The organism is Mesorhizobium sp. C277A (assembly GCF_040324395.1).
Lineage (GTDB): Bacteria > Pseudomonadota > Alphaproteobacteria > Rhizobiales > Rhizobiaceae > Mesorhizobium.
The window spans coordinates 2,770,723-2,788,528 of sequence record NZ_JAMYVW010000002.1 but is presented as its reverse complement, the minus strand read 5'-3'; the positions used below and the strand labels follow the sequence as shown (position 1 = coordinate 2,788,528).

General features: G+C 63.7%; 15 protein-coding genes. 5 read left to right on the top strand and 10 right to left on the bottom strand.

From position 1 onward, the window contains the following. Positions 1 to 197: 197 nt before the first annotated feature. Entirely contained in the window at positions 198 to 2,930 is a 2,733-nt protein-coding gene (locus NKK52_RS13940) for an ATP-dependent helicase (RefSeq protein ID WP_023688055.1), read from the bottom strand. Between the two features lie 284 nt (positions 2,931 to 3,214). On the opposite strand from NKK52_RS13940, the gene NKK52_RS13935 reads away from it, so the two are divergent. Beyond that, positions 3,215 to 5,527 (top strand): glucose/quinate/shikimate family membrane-bound PQQ-dependent dehydrogenase, encoded by a 2,313-nt coding sequence (locus NKK52_RS13935; RefSeq protein ID WP_023682110.1) that lies wholly within the window; start codon positions 3,215 to 3,217, stop codon positions 5,525 to 5,527. Positions 5,528 to 5,539: 12 nt separating this feature from the next. Here the strand turns inward: NKK52_RS13935 and NKK52_RS13930 are convergent, their stop codons facing one another. Then, positions 5,540 to 6,040: a hypothetical protein gene (locus NKK52_RS13930; RefSeq protein WP_155923825.1), complete on the bottom strand. Its 501-nt coding sequence runs from the start codon at positions 6,038 to 6,040 to the stop codon at positions 5,540 to 5,542. A 135-nt stretch (positions 6,041 to 6,175) separates the two neighbouring features. On the opposite strand from NKK52_RS13930, the gene NKK52_RS13925 reads away from it, so the two are divergent. Beyond that, positions 6,176 to 7,081 (top strand): dienelactone hydrolase family protein, encoded by a 906-nt coding sequence (locus NKK52_RS13925; RefSeq protein ID WP_023682108.1) that lies wholly within the window; start codon positions 6,176 to 6,178, stop codon positions 7,079 to 7,081. Positions 7,082 to 7,084: 3 nt separating this feature from the next. On the opposite strand, the gene NKK52_RS13920 is transcribed toward NKK52_RS13925, so the two are convergent. From NKK52_RS13920 to NKK52_RS13905, 4 genes are all read right to left on the bottom strand, one after another. Continuing rightward, on the bottom strand, positions 7,085 to 7,534 hold the full coding sequence (locus NKK52_RS13920; RefSeq protein ID WP_023668313.1) for a response regulator: 450 nt from the start codon (positions 7,532 to 7,534) through the stop codon (positions 7,085 to 7,087). Beyond that, on the bottom strand, positions 7,531 to 8,679 hold the full coding sequence (locus NKK52_RS13915) for a histidine kinase dimerization/phosphoacceptor domain -containing protein (protein ID WP_023682107.1): 1,149 nt from the start codon (positions 8,677 to 8,679) through the stop codon (positions 7,531 to 7,533). The genes NKK52_RS13920 and NKK52_RS13915 overlap by 4 nt, the downstream gene beginning before the upstream one ends. A 259-nt stretch (positions 8,680 to 8,938) precedes the next feature. Then, complete coding sequence (locus NKK52_RS13910) at positions 8,939 to 9,136, bottom strand: hypothetical protein (protein ID WP_013531006.1); 198 nt, start codon at positions 9,134 to 9,136, stop codon at positions 8,939 to 8,941. Positions 9,137 to 9,282: 146 nt separating this feature from the next. Further along, a complete protein-coding gene (locus tag NKK52_RS13905) occupies positions 9,283 to 9,768 on the bottom strand; it encodes a thioesterase family protein (RefSeq protein ID WP_023682106.1) in 486 nt (161 codons plus the stop codon). A 102-nt stretch (positions 9,769 to 9,870) separates the two neighbouring features. Between NKK52_RS13905 and NKK52_RS13900 the strand changes: the two genes are divergently transcribed. The 3 genes from NKK52_RS13900 to NKK52_RS13890 all read left to right on the top strand — a co-directional run bounded on the left by NKK52_RS13900 (position 9,871) and on the right by NKK52_RS13890 (position 15,876). Next, positions 9,871 to 11,280: an FAD-binding oxidoreductase gene (locus NKK52_RS13900; protein WP_023682105.1), complete on the top strand. Its 1,410-nt coding sequence runs from the start codon at positions 9,871 to 9,873 to the stop codon at positions 11,278 to 11,280. Between the two features lie 20 nt (positions 11,281 to 11,300). After that, positions 11,301 to 11,780, top strand: coding sequence for a hypothetical protein (locus tag NKK52_RS13895; RefSeq protein ID WP_023682104.1), 480 nt, complete (start codon positions 11,301 to 11,303; stop codon positions 11,778 to 11,780). A 157-nt stretch (positions 11,781 to 11,937) separates the two neighbouring features. Continuing rightward, positions 11,938 to 15,876, top strand: a complete 3,939-nt coding sequence (locus NKK52_RS13890) for an AsmA family protein (RefSeq protein WP_023682103.1) — start codon at positions 11,938 to 11,940, stop codon at positions 15,874 to 15,876. A 7-nt stretch (positions 15,877 to 15,883) separates the two neighbouring features. Here NKK52_RS13890 and NKK52_RS13885 read toward each other — a convergent pair whose 3' ends face one another. The 4 genes from NKK52_RS13885 to NKK52_RS13870 all read right to left on the bottom strand — a co-directional run bounded on the left by NKK52_RS13885 (position 15,884) and on the right by NKK52_RS13870 (position 17,691). Then, complete coding sequence (locus NKK52_RS13885) at positions 15,884 to 16,105, bottom strand: ribbon-helix-helix domain-containing protein (protein ID WP_023668319.1); 222 nt, start codon at positions 16,103 to 16,105, stop codon at positions 15,884 to 15,886. 13 nt (positions 16,106 to 16,118) lie between these two features. Then, entirely contained in the window at positions 16,119 to 16,313 is a 195-nt protein-coding gene (locus NKK52_RS13880; protein ID WP_023682102.1) for a DUF4169 family protein, read from the bottom strand. A gap of 18 nt (positions 16,314 to 16,331) precedes the next feature. Further along, positions 16,332 to 16,877 (bottom strand): SspB family protein, encoded by a 546-nt coding sequence (locus NKK52_RS13875; RefSeq protein WP_023682101.1) that lies wholly within the window; start codon positions 16,875 to 16,877, stop codon positions 16,332 to 16,334. A gap of 130 nt (positions 16,878 to 17,007) precedes the next feature. Continuing rightward, positions 17,008 to 17,691: a TetR/AcrR family transcriptional regulator gene (locus tag NKK52_RS13870; protein ID WP_023682100.1), complete on the bottom strand. Its 684-nt coding sequence runs from the start codon at positions 17,689 to 17,691 to the stop codon at positions 17,008 to 17,010. Positions 17,692 to 17,806 lie beyond the last annotated feature (115 nt).

Genomic DNA, 17,806 nt, shown 5'->3' with positions numbered 1-17,806 from the left:
TGGAATCCATTCCGCGACCTTGGCGTGCAGCTGCGCAGGATTCCGCACCGTGGCAACGCGTTGAAGACGCGGGATGGATCCTCGGGTCTACGCTGCGTCGCTACGCTCCTTGCTCCGCCCGTGGATGACGATGCGGGGAGGGCTCCGCCAGACTACAACAATGTGGTCGCTTGTAGGACAACAGGACAAGCGGGCGCTCACACCGCCGCCACAAACCCGTCCAGCACGCGTTTCTGGCCGGCCTTGTCGAAGTCGATGGTCAGCTTGTTGCCTTCGATGTTGGAGATGTTGCCGTTGCCGAATTTCTGGTGGAAGACGCGGTCGCCGACGCTGAAGGGCGACGGCGTGTCGGCGACGGATTTGGCGACCAGTTCGCCATCGATGGTGCGGCCTTTGACCGAGGTGCGGCCGGCGCCGTAGCCGCTGTCGGTCTCGCCATAGCCGATGCGCTCGACCTGGTGGCCGGAGCGCGAGCCCCAGTTGCGGTCGGTGGCCTCGGTGCGGTTGGCCTGCGCGCGCTGCCAGCCGGGCGTCGCATAGGTGTTGGAGAAGGCGCCGGATTTTTCCGCGCCGACATTGTCGAAGCGCGAGGCGCCGTAGGGGTTCTGCCGCCCTGCGCCCTGGCCGCCACGGCCCGACGCGAACGAACCGCCGCCATAGGAATTGCCGTAGCCGCCATAGGAGTTGCCGCTTTCGGCGACCTCGACATGGGCTTCCGGCAGTTCGTCCAGAAAGCGCGACGGGATGGTCGACTGCCACAGGCCGTGGATGCGGCGGTTGGAGACGAACCACAGATGCAGGTTCTTCTTGGCCCGGGTCAGGCCGACATAGGCGAGACGGCGCTCTTCCTCCAGGCCGGAGCGGCCGCCTTCGTCCAGCGCGCGCTGGTGCGGAAACAGGCCTTCCTCCCAGCCGGGCAGGAAAACCGTCTCGAATTCGAGGCCCTTGGCCGAATGCAGGGTCATGATGTTGACGGCATCCAACTCGGCATTCTGCTCGGCGTCCATGACTAGGGCGACATGTTCGAGGAAGGAGCGCAGCGATTCGTACTCCTCCATCGAGCGGATCAGCTCTTTCAGGTTTTCCAGCCGGCCCGGCGCCTCGACCGAACGGTCGTTCTTCCACATGTCGGTGTAGCCGCTCTCCTCCAGAATGGTCTCGGCGAGTTCGGTGTGCGGCGTGGTTTCAAGCGCCTTCTGCCAGCGCTCGAAATTGGCCGCCACTTCGCGCAAGGCCGCGCGCGGTTTCGGCTTCAGCTCGTCGCTTTCCGCAAGCTTGGCGGCTGCCTCCAGCATCGGGATGCGCAAGCTCCGCGCCGTGTCGTGGATCTGGCGGATGGTGGCTTCACCCAGGCCGCGCTTGGGGACATTGACGATGCGCTCGAAGGCGAGGTCGTCGGCGCCCTGCGCGACGACGCGGAAGAAGGCCAGCGCATCGCGGATTTCCATGCGCTCATAAAAACGCGGGCCGCCGATGACGCGGTAATTGAGGCCGAGCGTGACGAAGCGGTCTTCGAATTCGCGCATCTGGAAGGAGGCGCGGACCAGGATGGCCATGTCGTTCAGCTTGTGCTTGGCACGCTGGTAGGTCTCGATGGTTTCGCCGACGGCGCGGGCTTCCTCCTCGGAATCCCAAGCGGCGTGAACATGCACCTTCTCGTCGTCCTCGGCGACCTTCTCGGTGAACAGCGTCTTGCCGAAGCGGCCCTCATTGTGGGCGATGAGGTGCGAGGCAGTGCCGAGGATGTGCGCGGTCGAGCGATAATTGCGCTCCAGACGGATGATGGTGGCGCCGGGAAAATCCTTGTCGAAGCGCAGGATGTTGTCGACCTCGGCGCCACGCCAGCCATAGATCGATTGGTCGTCGTCGCCGACGCAGCAAATATTCACGCTCACGGGCTGTTCCGCGCCTGCCGGCGCGGGCCCTCGCAACGGCTCGGACGCCCGGTCGGGCATGCGGCCTTTGGCCGAGCGCGCTTTACCCTCCCCTGGATGGGGAGGGTCGCCGCGAAGCGGCGGGGAGGGGTGACTGGCGCCGGCGCTGCCACCCCCACTCGCGCCGCTACGCGGCGCGACCTCCCCCATCGAGGGGGAGGTAGGTCTTTGCGCCAGCAGCCGCAGCCACATGTATTGCGCGGTGTTGGTGTCCTGGTACTCGTCGACGAGGATGTATTTGAAGCGCTTGTGGTAGTCCTTCAGCACGTCCGGATTGGCGCGGAAGATGCGGATCGGGTGGCAGAGCAGATCGCCGAAGTCGCAGGCGTTCAGCGTCTTCAGCCGCTCCTGATAGGCCTTGTAGAGTTCCCGGCCCTTGCCGTTGGCGAAGCTGCGCGCGTCGCCCTCGGCAATGTCGGCGGGGCCTTGGCCCTTGTTCTTCCAGCCGTCGATCATCTGCGCGAACTGCTTGGCCGGCCAGCGCTTGTCGTCGAGGCCTTCGGCCTGGATCAGCTGCTTGATCAGCCGTACGACATCGTCGGTGTCGAGGATGGTGAAATCGGATTTGAGCCCGGCCAGCTCAGCGTGGCGGCGCAAGAGCTTGACGCCGATGGAGTGGAAGGTGCCGAGCCACGGCATGCCCTCGACGGCTTCGCCGACGAGATGGCCGATGCGCTGCTTCATCTCGCGCGCGGCCTTGTTGGTGAAGGTCACCGCCAGGATCTGCGAGGGGAAAGCCCTGCCGGTGGCCAGGATATGGGCGATGCGGGTGGTCAGCACGCGGGTCTTGCCGGTGCCGGCGCCGGCCAGCACCAGGACCGGGCCTTCGGTGGTTTCCACCGCCAGCCGCTGCTCGGGGTTGAGGCCGTTGAGATAATCGGGCGCGCTGTTGGGGCCGCTGCGGGCCGCCATGGCGCGCGCAGCTATGCCCGACGGGGCTGCGGGCCGCGCATTGGGTTCGTCAAAAAAGGGCATGTCTTCCGCAAAGCCGGACATCTCCCCCGAATGTAGTGATTCGGGAGCGAAAGACCAGAAGTGTCTACGTTTTGTTCTGGTTTGAAAGTGAGATTCTGGGGCGCAGTGCGAATTTCATCGTCCCGACGCCCGACAATGTCGTGGAGGTGCTGCAGCGTGGGAGCGGAATGAAGTCGAGCGTTTGCTCTCGCCTTATGCTGGCAGGGCCAGCTTGACACACGCGGCCTGGGGGAGAAAGCTGGCGACAGGGCAGGGGCGGCTGCCCGTGAGGCGCTGCAAAGCGCATCAGTCGAAGGAGTATCGTCTTGGCTGTCGTCATCACCTCCCTCATCCTGTTCCTCATCGGCCTCGCACTTGGCGGCGGCGGCGTCTGGCTCGCGATGCTGGGCGGCAGCTGGTACTATGTCGTCACCGGTCTCGCCTTCCTCATCGCCGCATGGCTGCTCTTCCGGCGCAAATCGACGGCGCTCTGGCTCTACGCGGCGATCGTGCTCGGCACGCTGGCCTGGGCGGTGTGGGAAATCGGCTTCGACTGGTGGGAACTCGGACCGCGCGGCGGCATCATCGTGCTTCTGGCGCTGTGGCTGCTGACGCCTTGGGCAAGGCGGGGCCTGATCGGCCCCGACGCGCGCGCGCCGCTCATTCTGGCCGTGCTCGCATCGCTCGCCGTCGCCGGTTATTCGATGACGGCCGATCCCAAGGACATCGCCGGCGACCTCAGCGCCGACAAGGTGACGCCGACTGCCGATCTCGGCGGCAATGTGCCTCCGGGCGAATGGCATTTCTACGGCCGTACGCAATTTGGCCAGCGCTATTCGCCGCTCGACCAGATCACGCCCGACAATGTCGCCAAATTGCAGCCGGCCTGGATCTACCAGACCGGCGACGTGAAAGGGCCGGACGATGTCGGCGAAACCACCTACCAGGTGACGCCGCTGAAGGTGGGCGATGCGCTCTATATCTGCACGCCGCACAATTTCGCCATCGCCATCGATGCCGCCACCGGCAAGGAGAAATGGCGTTTCGATCCCAAGATCAAGCTCGACAAGGACCGCCAGCACCAGACCTGCCGCGGCGTGTCCTATTATGCCGATGCCAAGATCGCCGCCGGCCAGCCTTGCGCGACGCGCGTCTATCTGCCGACCTCGGATGCGCGGCTGATCGCGCTCGACGCCGCCAACGGCCAGGTCTGCCCGTCCTTCGCCGAAGCCGGCACGCTCAATTTGTTGACCAACATGCCGTATCCGAAGTCGGGCTATTATTACTCGACCTCGGCGCCGCTGATTGCGGGCGGCAAGATCATCATCGGCGGCGCGGTCAACGACAATTATTCGACGCAAGAGCCGTCCGGCGTCATCCGGGCCTTCGACGTCGACACCGGCGCCCTGGTGTGGAACTGGGATTCCGGCAATCCGGACCAGACAACGCCGCTGGCGGCAGGCCAGACCTACACCCACAACTCGCCCAACATGTGGTCGACGGCAAGCGCCGACGAGAAGCTCGGCCTGCTCTATGTGCCGCTCGGCAACCAGACGCCGGACCAGCTCGGGATGGGCCGCAGCGCCAATGTCGAGAAGTTTTCCTCCTCGATCACCGCGCTCGATCTGGCCACCGGACAAGTGCGCTGGGTGCGGCAGACCGTGCATCACGACCTCTGGGACATGGATGTGCCGGCACAGCCGACCCTGGTCGACATCACCACCGCTGCCGGCGTCGTTCCGGGCCTGGTTGGACCGACCAAGCAGGGCGACCTCTACGTGCTCGACCGGCGCAGCGGCGAGCCGATCATCCCGATCAAGGAAGTGCCGGCGCCGGGCGGCGCTGTCGAGGGCGATCACACGTCGCCGACGCAGCCGGTCTCGGATCTCTCCTTCAATCCGAGGCCGCTGACCGGCGCCGACATGTGGGGCATCACCATGTTCGACCAGCTGGCCTGCCGGATCGAATTCCAGGGCCTGCGCTACGAGGGCCGCTACACCCCGCCATCGGTGCAGGGGTCGCTGGTCTATCCCGGTAATTTCGGCACATTCAACTGGGGCGGCGTCGCCGTCGATCCGGTGCGGCAGGTGATGTTCGGCATGCCGACCTATCTGGCGTTCAAATCGCAGCTCATTCCGCGCGACCAGGTGCCGCCGCCGGATGAGGGGCGCGGCAGCGAGCAGGGGCTGAACCGCAATGAGGGCGCACCCTATGCGGTGGTGATGGGGCCGTTCCTGTCGCCGCTCGGCGTGCCCTGCCAGGCGCCGCCATGGGGCTATGTGGCGGGAGCGGACCTCAGAACCGGCAAGATCGCCTACAAGCACCGCAACGGCACCGTCTACGACATGACGCCGTTGCCCTTGCCGCTGAAGGTCGGTGTTCCCGGCATTGGCGGGCCGATGATCACCGCCGGCGGCGTCGTCTTCCTGGGCGCGGCGGTCGACGACTATCTGCGCGCCTATGACCTGACATCGGGCAAGCAGCTTTGGCAGGCCAGGCTGCCGGCCGGTGGGCAGTCGACGCCGATGACCTACACCGTCGCCGACGGCCGCCAGTTCGTGGTCATCGTCGCCGGCGGCCATGGCTCGGTCGGCACCAAGCCCGGCGACTATGTGATGGCCTATACGCTGCCGAAGTAGCAGCGATGTGACTTAGGTAAGTGATCGGCCCGGCAGATATTCTGTCGCGCCGCCCCTCATCTGCCTGCCGGCATCTATACGGGGAGAAGTGCCCGGCAGGGCGATGAGGGCAGCAGCAGCCTTGGTCAGCTTGCGTAAGAGATGGCCTTTGAGGCTGGGCACGGAGCCCAGTACTTCATTGGTTAGCTGCGGCCCTGTTTCGGCCTGCTGGATCAGCGTGGTGCCGGCCGACGCCGGTCGACGCGGACCTTCACCATCCGAGCGGCGGCTGCGGCAGCAGCGGAGCGCATTGCCAGCAAGGCAGCAACAGCAAGCACGAGCGCGCTTGCAAGGATCGGAGTAGACAAGGTCATGGCGTTGTTCCTTCTCGTCGGGCTCGCCGCTACGAGCGAGACCATCATCAGCTTCCTTCCATATTGTGGCGGCACCATCGACATTCTCTGAAATGACCAAAATGTGATGGGCGCGTTCGGCGGGGCGGCCGCATCGTTCGATGGCGCAAGCGTCACCCATCCGAGACTGGACCGTGCGAGCTTGCACCCTATCTTGATCCGCGAGTCATCCCGGAGTGACCGCGAGGTCATCCCGGAGTGACCATGAGGTCATCCCGGAGTGACCGTGAGATCATCTCCTAACGAGGAGCACGCCATGACGAAACCCACCGCCGAAGCCGTCAAACCTGCCAAACCTGCCATCACCCAGGCGATGATCGATGCCTATGACGAATACACGCATCTGACGCTCGACCGCCGCCGCTTCATGGAACAGCTGACCAGGCTTGCCGGATCGGGCGCGGCGGCGGCCGCGATCGCGCCGCTGCTTGCGGCGAATTCGGCGCAGGCGGCAATCGTCGCCGACAACGATCCGCGCGTGAAGGCTGAAGATATCACCTATTCCGGCAGCAGCGGTGAGATGAAGGGCTATCTGGTCAGGCCGGCGGACCAGTCCGGCAAGCTCGGCACCGTCATCGTGGTGCATGAGAACAGGGGGCTCAACCCGCATATCAAGGATGTTGCGCGGCGCGTTGCGCTGGAAGGGTTCGTGGCGCTGGCGCCGGATTTCCTGTCGCCGCTCGGCGGCACGCCCGCTGACGAAGACAAGGCGCGCGACATGTTCACCAAGCTCGACGCCAGCCAGGTCACCGCCGATGGCCTGGCGACCATCGCCTATCTCAAGGGCGAGAAGGACGGCAACGGCAAGGTCGGTGCTGTCGGCTTCTGCTGGGGCGGCGGCACGGTCAACAATCTGGCGGTCAACGCGCCCGATCTCGCCGTCGGCGTCGCCTATTACGGCATGCAGCCGAAGGCCGAGGATGTGGCGAAGATCAAGGCGGCGCTGTTGCTGCACTATGCCGGGCTCGACGAGCGCATCGACGCCGGCATCGATGCCTACAAGAAAGCGCTCGACGCCGCCCATGTCGAATACACGCTCTATGTCTATGACGGCGTCAACCATGCCTTCAACAACGACACCTCGGCCGCGCGCTACGACAAGAAGGCAGCCGATCTCGCCTGGGGACGGACGATCGCTTTCCTCAAGGAGAAGCTGGCGTAGGCTTCAGGCCGCCGACGACGCCCATACGCTTTCATAGGCCGGCGACAGCGTAAAACCGGCCGGCAGCACCGAGACCGGGGGCGGGCGCCGCACGCCCTCCTGCAGATAGCGCAACGCCGACACCAGTCCGTTCATCGTGTAGGGCTTGGCGATGACGCCGATCGCGCCGGCGAAATGGTCGGGGATGCGTTTTGGATTGGCGGTCATGAACACCACCATGGAACGGTTACCCTCGCGGATATGCTCGGCAACCTCGACCCCGGTTGGTCCGTCGGCGAGGTGGATATCGACAAAGGCAATATCGGCATCGGCGGTATCAATCATACCTCTTGCTTCGGCCAAGGATGTCGCCCAACCCACAACGCTGTGGCCGGCTTCCTCGACGAGGCTTTCCAGTTCCATCGCCAGCAACGCCTCGTCCTCGACGATCAGGACCTTGAGCGGTTCGTTCATGACAGCTTCCCTTTCTGCTGCGGTTCGTTCGGCATCGAGATGACGACCTTTGTGCCCGGGCCGGCGTCGCGCCATTCGATGTCGGCATGCAACTGCCGGGCAAGCGACTTGATCAGCCGCATGCCGAAGGAAGCATCGCCACTGGCCTCGGCCATGCCGACGCCGTCATCGGAAACCTCGATGTTGAAGTGGCCGTCGGGCTGGCTCATCTTGATGCCGATGCGCCCCGCGGTGGTGCCGTCCGGCTTTGCCTTGAAGGCGTGCTTCAGCGCGTTGGTGACAAGCTCATTGACCATCAAGGCAACAGGCGTGGCTTTTTCGGCCGGAATGACGATGGGTTCGAGGTCCAGCGTCGGCTTGATCTCGGCGCGTCCGGATGCGGTCAGCAGGTCGGTGACCAGATCCCTGGCGAAATCCGAGACATCGAAGCGGCTGACATCCTTTGACTGGTAGAGACGGCGATGCACCGTGCTCAGCGCCTCGATGCGCTCCAGCATGGTGGCCAGCGATCGCTTTGTCGCTTCATCCTTGATTGCCCGGCTTTGCATGATGATCAGCGAGGAGATCATCTGCAGGTTGTTTTTCACCCGATGGTCGACCTCGTGCAGCAGCGTGGTCTGCGCCTCAAGGGCGGCCTCAAGCTCGCGCGTGCGTTCCTTGACAGCCTTTTCAAAGCGGTTCTTGTCGGCGGTGATGCGATCCTCCGAGCGCTTGCGATCGGAGACGTCGAGCTGTGAGGCAAAGAAGAACAGGAGTTCGCCTTTGTCGTTGGAAACCGGGCTGATGTAGAGCGCATTCCAGAACGTCGAGCCGTCCTTGCGGTAGTTCAACAGATCGATGGCGATATCGGTTCCCGCTGCTATCGCGTCGCGCACGCTAGCCACAGCTGCCTTGTCTGTCTCTGGCCCCTGAAGGAAGCGGCAGTTCTTGCCCATGACCTCGTCGCGCTCGTAGCCGGTCAGGCGCAGGAACGCGTCATTGGCAAAGACGATCGGATTGTCCGCCTGACGGGGATCGGTGATGACCATCGACATGCGGGTGGCGCGGATGGCGGCCGCGAACGGATCGCCCTTGCCGTGCTCGGCATGCAGATTGTCCGTCATGTGCCATGCGTCGGCCGGTTCCCTGGTCCTTTTCCAGTCCATGCTTTCACTCCAAGCCGTTTTTCAGGGGTCACAACGGCTTAGACGTGGAATTGGTTCAATCTTGATCTTCTTGTCGCAGGCAGCCGTTTGCGAAACCGAATCGCCGGTTGCGCAAACTGTCGAAATGAACGGTTTTTGAAGGTTGTCGGATGCAGCCGATTCGCTGAAAGCGGGGCTGGCGCAGACCTTTGGAAATGATCAGGTCGCAATTGTCCGTGGCGGCGCTCGCCAGTGTCGGCTTCTCAGAGCAGGGGAAACGTCAGGCGTGGCCACGCTTCATGCGCGCCTGCTTCAGGATGGCGCGCCAGCGGATCATGTCGAAGGGGATTGGCTCGTTGTTGTTGGCGATGTGGAAGATCTCGTTGTTGACGTTCTTCAACGAGCGCCAGAAATCATAGTCGGTGATGCGCGGATCGGCAGCCAGCCTGTCCACCTCGACCTTGATGTCGGTTTTCATGCACGTTCCTCGAACCGCCTGTTGCCCGCCGCCCGCATCGCAACTCGCATGGCACCGTTCTCAAACGGTCCGCTGAGTCGTTCAATGGCTCAAATGGCTTGTTCACGTTAAAACCTTGGTAAGGTTAACGCGGGCGCGGCAGCGCTTCAAGCGGTCCTGCGGCGAATACCGATCGAACGGCCGGCGCGTTCGGGCATCGGCAGTGCAGAGTGGGCGGCGCGCATGGCTTCCACCTTGGCCTGCACGTCGGCGGGGAAGGGCGCGACTTTCGGCCCGGACATGTCGACATGCAGCGACAGGGTTTCGGAAGTGGCGGCGAGCCAGCCATCGACATGGCGGATTTCCTGGTAGGCCCGCAGCCGCTTGTCGTCGTGATCGATCAGCTGGAAGAATACGACGACCTTGTGTTCGAGGTGCAGTTCCTGGACATAGCAAACATGGACTTCGGCCGTGTAGATGGTCAGGCGCCGCTCTTTGACATAGTCCAGCCCCATGCCCATCGCCTCGAACGCCTCATCCGAGCAGCGGTCGAACAACACGTTGTAATAGGCCATGTTGAGATGGCCGTTGTAGTCGATCCAGTCCTTCTCGATGTCCATCGGTTTGGAAACGAAGGGGGCGGGAACAGGCATGGAAAGTTCCTTGTTCTGGTGCTGGACAGAGCGCGGCAGTCGAGACTACGCATCCATAATCGCATAACAAGCGTGGACGCTGGTCCATTCGCGGAGGAATTCATGGCTCTGAGCGACCTCAATCCGGTCGAACGCAACGAGGAAGGCATCGCCGCCGTGCTCGGCATTCTCAAGCAGCAGCTCGGCGAACGCTTCCAGACAGGCGCGGCGATCCGCTCGCAGCATGCGCATACCACCACCTATATTCCGACGCAGGCGCCTGACGGTGTCGCGTTCCCGGAGACGACAGAAGAGGTGCAGGAGATCGTACGTGCCTGCGCCGCGCACCGCGTGCCGGTCATCGCCTTCGGCGTCGGTTCCTCGCTGGAGGGCCACACCAACGCGCCGGGTGGCGGCATCTCGGTCGACACCTCGCGCATGAACCGCATCCTGTCGGTCAACCCCGAGGATCTCGACTGCACGGTCGAGCTTGGCGTAACGCGCGAGGATTTGAATCGGCACCTGCGCGATACCGGCCTGTTCTTCCCCATCGATCCCGGCGCCAATGCTTCGCTCGGCGGCATGGCGGCAACGCGGGCCTCCGGCACCAATGCGGTGCGCTACGGCACGATGCGTGAAAACGTGCTGTCGCTGACGGCCGTCATGGCCGATGGCGAGACGGTGACGACCGGCAAGCGGGCGAAAAAGAGTTCGGCCGGCTACGATCTGACGCGGCTTCTGGTCGGCTCGGAAGGCACGCTCGGCATCATCACCTCGCTGACCTTGAAGCTGCAAGGCATTCCGCAGGCGATCTCCGGCGGCGTCTGCCCGTTTCCAAACCTCGAGGCGGCCTGCAACGCGGTCATCGCGACCATCCAGATGGGCATCCCGGTGGCGCGCATCGAACTGGTGAATGGACTGCAGATGCGGGCGATGAAGAATTACTCGAAGCTCGATTACCCCGAGAGCCCGTGCCTGTTCGTCGAGTTCCACGGCAGCGATGCCGGTGTCGCCGAACAGGCCGAAACCTTCGGTGCCATTGCTGAAGACAATGGCGGCGGGCCATTCCTGTGGACGAGCGTCGCCGAGGAGCGCACGAAACTCTGGAAGGCCAGGCACGATGCTTATTGGGCGTCGCTGACGCTGCGGCCGGGCACCAAGGGCCTGTCGACCGATGTCTGCGTGCCGATCTCGCGGCTGGCCGAATGCGTTGCCGAAACCGAGGCCGACATTGCCGAGATGGGCCTGGTTGCGCCGATCGTCGGCCATGCCGGCGACGGCAATTTCCATGTGCTGGTGCTGATGGATGTCAACGACCCCAAAGAGATCGCGCTGGCGGAGAAATTCGTCTCGCGGCTGAACATGCGGGCGATCGCCATGGACGGCACCTGCACCGGCGAACACGGCATCGGCCAGGGCAAGATCGGCTTCCTGCGCCATGAGCTCGGCCATGGTGTCGACATCATGCGCTCCATAAAAAAAGCGCTCGACCCGCAAGACATCATGAACCCAGGCAAGATATTACCTGCATAGCCGAAATGTGAGGAGCGGCAATGGATACCCTGATTATAAGGGCATCGCTTGGCAAGACACTGTTACTGCTGTCGGCCAGCCTCTTCTTTGTCCTGGCCTGCGCTTTCCTGATTTATGTCTCCGAGGACGGCGACACCGCCGGCCTTTGGTGGTGCGTGGCCTTTTTCGGGCTGGTCGCGTTGGTGTTTGCCTGGCAGCTTGTGCGACCGCAGATTCTGGTGCTGAACGGACAAGGTTTCAGTCTCGGCGGAGGCCTTGTTCGATCGCCCAAGCTGGTCCCCTGGAAGGATATCGAAAGCTTCTTCGTCGTCCATCGCCGGCGCAGGATAGGCGATATGATCGGGTACAATTTCGCACCGGGGGTCAAGAAAAGCTCCGTCATGGGCAGCGTGACCAAAAGCCTGGGCGCCGAAGCCGCATTACCCCAGGGCTGGACATTGTCCCCCGAGGAGATGGTGGTGCTGCTGAACGAATATCGCCGACGGGCCATGGCAGGATAGTCTCTTACGCACAGGCCGGACCGCGGTCAAAGGCGTCCAAAAATCTCTGCTCTTCCAGATACATCAGAGATCAAGCAACTCTGGATGAATTGCCTCTTTATCGACACGCTGATGCGGGTAGAGTGCGGCTGACTTTCAATCAACCCGTTCGGAGCTGATGCTCGCACGCCTGTTCGTGATCTTCGGTGGCTTGTTTGTGCTGGTGCTGGTAGCGGCGCTGGTGGTGCCGTATTTTGTCGATTGGACCGGGTACCGCGCCCAATTCGAGCGCGAGGCGAGCGCCATTCTCGGCCGCAAGGTGACGGTGCAAGGCGACGCCACGGCGCGGCTGTTGCCGTTCCCCTCGGTGACCTTCTCAAACGTCACGGTCGCCGGCGGCCCCGGCGGCCAGCCGGCAATGACCGTCGAGACCTTTTCGATGGACGCGGAACTGGCGCCGTTCCTGCGTGGCGAAGTGCTGATTTTCGACATGCGGCTGGTGCATCCGAAGGCGACGATCGACATCGCCGATAACGGCACGGTCGACTGGGCGATACGGCCGTCCTCGCCCTTCGATCTCAACCAGATCTCGATCGAGAAGCTCACGGTGACGGAGGGAGAAATTGCGCTCCGCCATGCCGCAGGCGGGCGCAGCCATCTGATTTCCGAGATCAATTCGACCATCTCTGCCAAGTCGCTGGCCGGGCCGTGGCGCATGGACGGAACGTTGCTGCTCGACGGACTGCGTTCGACGGTTGCGGCTTCGACCGGCAAGGCCGAAGGCAGCGGCCAGATGCGGCTGAGGCTCAAGGTCGATCCCGATGCCTATCCACTGGTCATCGAAACCGACGGCAATGCCGGCATCGTCAATGGGGCTGCCGTCTATTCCGGCCAGTTCAAGATTTCCGGCAACGACAAAAACAGCGCCGAACTGCGCGGCGGCGATGGCGAGAGCGTCAAAATCAGCGCCGGCAAACCCGATCCGGGGTTCAGGCTGAACGGCAAGTTCTCGCTCGACCACCAGAAGCTTGGCGTCGACGAATTCCGCTTCGAGACCGGGCCGCTCGACAATCCCTACACAGCCGACGGCAAGGCTTCGGTCGATCTCGGCCTTAGGCCGAACTTCGCCATCGAGGCCAATGGCGCGCAGGTGCAACTGGACGAGGCGGTGGGCGCTGAGAAGGGCGCCGGCCTGACGCTGGACCAGCGCATTGCCGGGATCGAGCAGGCGCTGCTCGAACTGCCGAAGCCGAGCATCGCCGGCACTGTCGAGGTCAAGCTGCCGGCGGTGGTGGCTGGCGACACCACGGTGCGCGACGTGCATCTCTCGGCCGAGCCGGTCGAGGGCGGCTGGTCGGTGAAATCGCTGGCCGCGACCTTGCCCGGGCGCACGACGCTGGAAGCCAGCGGCATGCTCAGCGTCGAAGATCATTTCCGTTTCAGCGGCTCCATGCTGCTGGCGGTGGCGCAGCCTTCCGGCTTTGCTGCCTGGTTGTCGAAAGATGTCGACGAGGCGATCCGCCGGCTGCCGGCCGCCGGCTTCAAGGCCAAGGTGGACCTGTCGGAGAAGCGCCAGGCGTTCAGCGATCTCGAACTGATCCTCGGCAAGTCGAAGTTCACCGGCCGCATCGATTCCAGCCAGCCCGACGACGCCAAGTCCTCGGTGCTGATGCGGCTCGCGGGCGGCGAACTCGATGTCGACGGGCTGACGGCCTTCGCCTCGATCTTCGTCAGCGACAAGGGCGCCAACCGCTTTTCCGACCGTGACCTCGATTTTCAGATCAAGGCAGGGCCGGTCAATGCCGGCGGGCTCACCGCCGACACGGTCGACACAGCGCTCCGGCTCCGCGACGGGCTGCTCGAAATCGACCGGCTGTCGATTGGCGGCCTTGCCGGCGCCTCGATCAGCGCCACCGGCCGGATCAAGGATTTTCCGGCAAGCCCGACCGGCAAGCTCGATGCCTCGGTGGTCGCCGTCGATCTGAAGCCGCTGATCGACATTGCCGCGCAACATTATCCCGACAATCAGGTGCTGAAGGGGCTGGCTGGCCGCACGGCCGCCTATCCTGAACTGTTCCAGGACGCGCGCGTCGATCTGGTGGCGAGCGCCGCCGACAATGGCGACGGCACGACCGGGCTGGCGGTGAGCGGACAAGGCAAGGCCGGCGGTTCGGCCTTTTCGGCGTCGCTGTCGGGCAAGGGTGCCGTCGGCCAGTTGCTCGACGCGCCGGTGACGCTGACCTTCAACGCCAAAAATCCCGACGCCACCGTGCTGCTGGCGCTCTACGGCCTGCCGGCGCTGCCGCTCGGCATGCTCGGCCAGGCAAGCACCGATATTTCGGCCAAAGGCACGTTTGGCGGCGGCCTGGCGACGAGCTTCAATTTCGCCGCCGACGACTTCAGGGCGACGTTCGACGGCACCGTTGCTCAGACACCGCAAGGCGCCACCGCCAAGGGCAAGATCGGCCTCGACGCCTCCGATATAGAGCCGTGGCTGATGACCACCGGCGCCGGCCTGCCGGGTATGGGAACGGGCACCTCGACCTCGCTCAGCGCGGATGCCGATTTCGGCAATGGCCTGCTGGTGTTGAGCGGCCTCAGCGGATCCATCAACGAGTCGGAGATTTCGGGCGACGTCAACATCGATGCGAAGCAGGGGCTGCCGCATTTTGCCGGTGCGCTGGCGCTCGACGAACTGGACCTCGACCCGATTGCGGTTGCGCTGTTCGGTGACCAGTCGTTCCTCAGCAGCAATGCGAACTGGCCGACGGCGCCATTCAGCCAGAAATCCAGCCTGCCGTTCAGCGCCGATCTCGATCTGACGACGGCGACGCTTGCCGCCGGACCGCTGGCGACAGCCTATGATGCGTCGCTGTCATTGAAACTGGACCAGGAAGGCATCCGCGTTTCGGACCTGAAGGCAAAACTGCTCGGCGGCGCGCTCACCGGATTGTTCGAGTTGAAGAACACAGACGGCACGGGGCTGTTCTCCGGCCAGATGAGGCTTGCCGGCGCTGACCTGGCGACTGTGCTGCCGGCTGCCGGATTGAGTGGCAACGGCGATTTCTCGACAGGGCTGTCGACCAGCGGCAAATCGGTCGACGCGATGATTGCCGCACTCTCCGGCTCGGGCACGGCGGCGCTGAAAGGCCTCACCATTGCCGGCGTCAATCCCGATGCCTTCGGCGCGTTGATTGCCAAGGCCGATGCGATCGGGCGCGACATCGACGTGGCCAAGACCGCGGGCTTTGCACCTGAGATCGCTGGCGACGGCAGCTTTGCTGCCGGCGACGCCGACATCGCCTTCACGGTCGCCGGCGGCACGTTGCGGGCACCACCGATCAAATTCGAAAACCAGGCGGCGACGCTGTCTGCCGACATCACGGCCGACCTCAACACCGGCACCGTCGCCACCAAGGGCGCTGTCACCTACAAGCCTGGCGACGAGGCGCTGGTCGGCTCCGATCCGACGGTCAATTTCAGCGTCGATGGGCCGTTCGGGGCGCTGAAGAAGCAGTTCGACAGCGAGCCGCTGGCGCAATTTTTGACCCAGCGCGCGCTGGAAAAGGAGCAGCAGCGGGTCGAGGCGATGCAGGCCGCACTGCTCGAGAAGCAGCGGCTGCGGCGCGAGGTGCGCTACTACGCCGCCCTGCAGACCGAGCGCGACAACGCCGCCGAGGAATTGCGCAAGCAGGAGGAAGCGGCACGGCTCAAAGCCGAGGCCGACGCCAAGGCGAAGGCACAGGCCGATGCGAAGGCACAGGCCGAAGCGGATGCCAAGGCCAAGGCGGATGCCGAAGCAAAGGCCGATGCCGATGCGAAAGCGCAGGCAGAGCCTGACGCAAAGGCCAAGGCAGATGCGGACGCGAAAGCCCAGGCGGAAGAGCAGGCTGCCGAAGACGCCGCCAAGGCCGAGGACGAACGGAAGAAGGCCGAACAGGCTCGGATCGCTTCGCAGGAAAAAGCCAGGCTGGAGGCCGAGCGCAAGGCTCAGGAGCAGGCGCCGAAGGTCGACCGCTCACTTCCCGGCGTCAGTGACGGTTCGGCCCCGGCGCCGCCGAAGCCCAGGACAAATCCGTTCTCGGTCGACAATTTGCTGAAGTCGCTGGGCAATTAAGAACCATTCAGACCGCGCCGCGCTTGGCCCAGTCCAGCACGTGGAGCCTGAGCGCCGACGACAGATTCGCATCGCGCGGCCTTGTTTCGTCGATTTCGGCGACCAGGGCAGCAAGGGTCAGCTTGCGCGCGGCTGCGATGGCGACGAGATCGTCATAAAAGGGTTTTTCGAGGGAATAGCTGGTGCGATGGCCGCGGATGGTCACGGAGCGTTTTTCGACCGGGCTCACCGCAGGCGGTCCATCAATCGCCCTGGTCTTCCGGGCGTTCGCGGCGGTGGCCGGCGACGAATTTTTCGGCCTTGTCCGATGTCAGACGGTCACGGTTCTTTTCGGCTTTGGAACGGCCGTGCAGAGCGCGGTTCTCGCCGGCGAGCTTTTCCTTTTCGGTGCGCGCCTTCTGCTTGCGGACCTGGCGAAGGTTGACGATTTCGCCCATGCCGCGCCGACCGTCCCGCTACTTCTTGCGGAAGGCGTCGAGCGACACGACGTCGGCGCCCTTGCCGGCGGCGGCATCGGCCACGGCGGGCTTTTTCTCGGCCTCAGTGGCAGCTGGCTTCTTCTCGGCCTTCGGCTTTTTCTCGGAGACGATAGCCAAAGGCTCTGGAGCCGGCTGGGCGGCTGCATCGTCTTCCGCCGGGACGTCGGTCTTGACGTCGAATTCGAGTTCGAAATTGACCGATGGGTCGTAGAAGCCGCGTACGGCCGAGAACGGGATTTCCAGCTTCTCCGGCACGTCGGAGAAGGACAGCCCGACCTCGAAGCCGGTATCGGTCACCTTGAGGTCCCAATACTGGAACTGGATGACGATGGTCATCTGTTCGGGATAGCGCTCGCGCAGCCTGGAGGACACCCGCACGCCCGGCGCGCCGGTCAGGAATGTGATGAAGAAATGATGATTGCCGGGAAGGCCGGTGCGCGCGACTTCGGCCAGGACCTTGCGCATGACGCCGCGCAATGCCTCCTGGGCCAGAATGTCGTAGCGGATGTGGTCGTCGGCCATGTGCTGGTCGGGTTCCGTTGAATCGTCCGCATAGCTGTAATCAAGCTTGAGCGCGGCGTAAACCGGATATAGATCGCTGATGCGCCGAAGCGAAGCCCGTAACGGACGATTTGATCGCCTGCTTTGGCGTTCAGGCGCTGGCCAGCTGTTTTTCCACCGCTGCCGCTGATCTGCGCTTGCCGAAGGCGCGCAGGAATGTGCGCACGCCGTGGGTCGCGGATTGCAGCACTTCATCTTCCGACGGCATGCCGCCGAGCATGAAGGTGGTCTGCAGTTCGGCGTTGGCTAGCGCCAGGAACTGGCGTGCGGCGACATCGGGATCGTCGACCACGAGATGGCCGGCATGGGCGAGGCGGGCAAAACGGGCGGCAAGTGCCGGCCAGGTCCGGCCCGGCCCTTGGTCGCGCCATTCGGCGAAGAGCTCGGGATAGCGCTCGCCTTCGGTCTGGATCAGCTTGCGCAGGAAGCGTCCGTCGCGGTTGCAGATGCAGTTCTGATTCATGCGCACGGCAAAGCCAATCAGGTCGGCTTCCAGATCCTTCGGCTGGTCTGGGAAAGAGGCGAAGGTGGCGAAGATGCCGGCATTGCAGCGCTCCGTCAGATCGCGCACCACAGCCATGAAGAGCTTTTCCTTGTCGCGGTGGTGATTATAGATGGTCTGGCGCGACACGCCGGCCTCCACCGCGATCAGGTCGATATTCGCGCCGGCAAAGCCTTCCCGGCAAAAGACCGAAGCCGCCGCATCGATAATCGACATACGCTTGGCCTCGTGGCCGCGTGGCGGGAAAATGTCAGGAGAAACGGCAAGCTTCATAGAAACCTATATAGAGGTGATTGACGAATTAGACAAGGCTGTCTAAATTTGTGGACACAATAAATGGGGAATTCGCTCCGTAGAGACGAATAATCTCGCTCTGAGCCGTCGGATT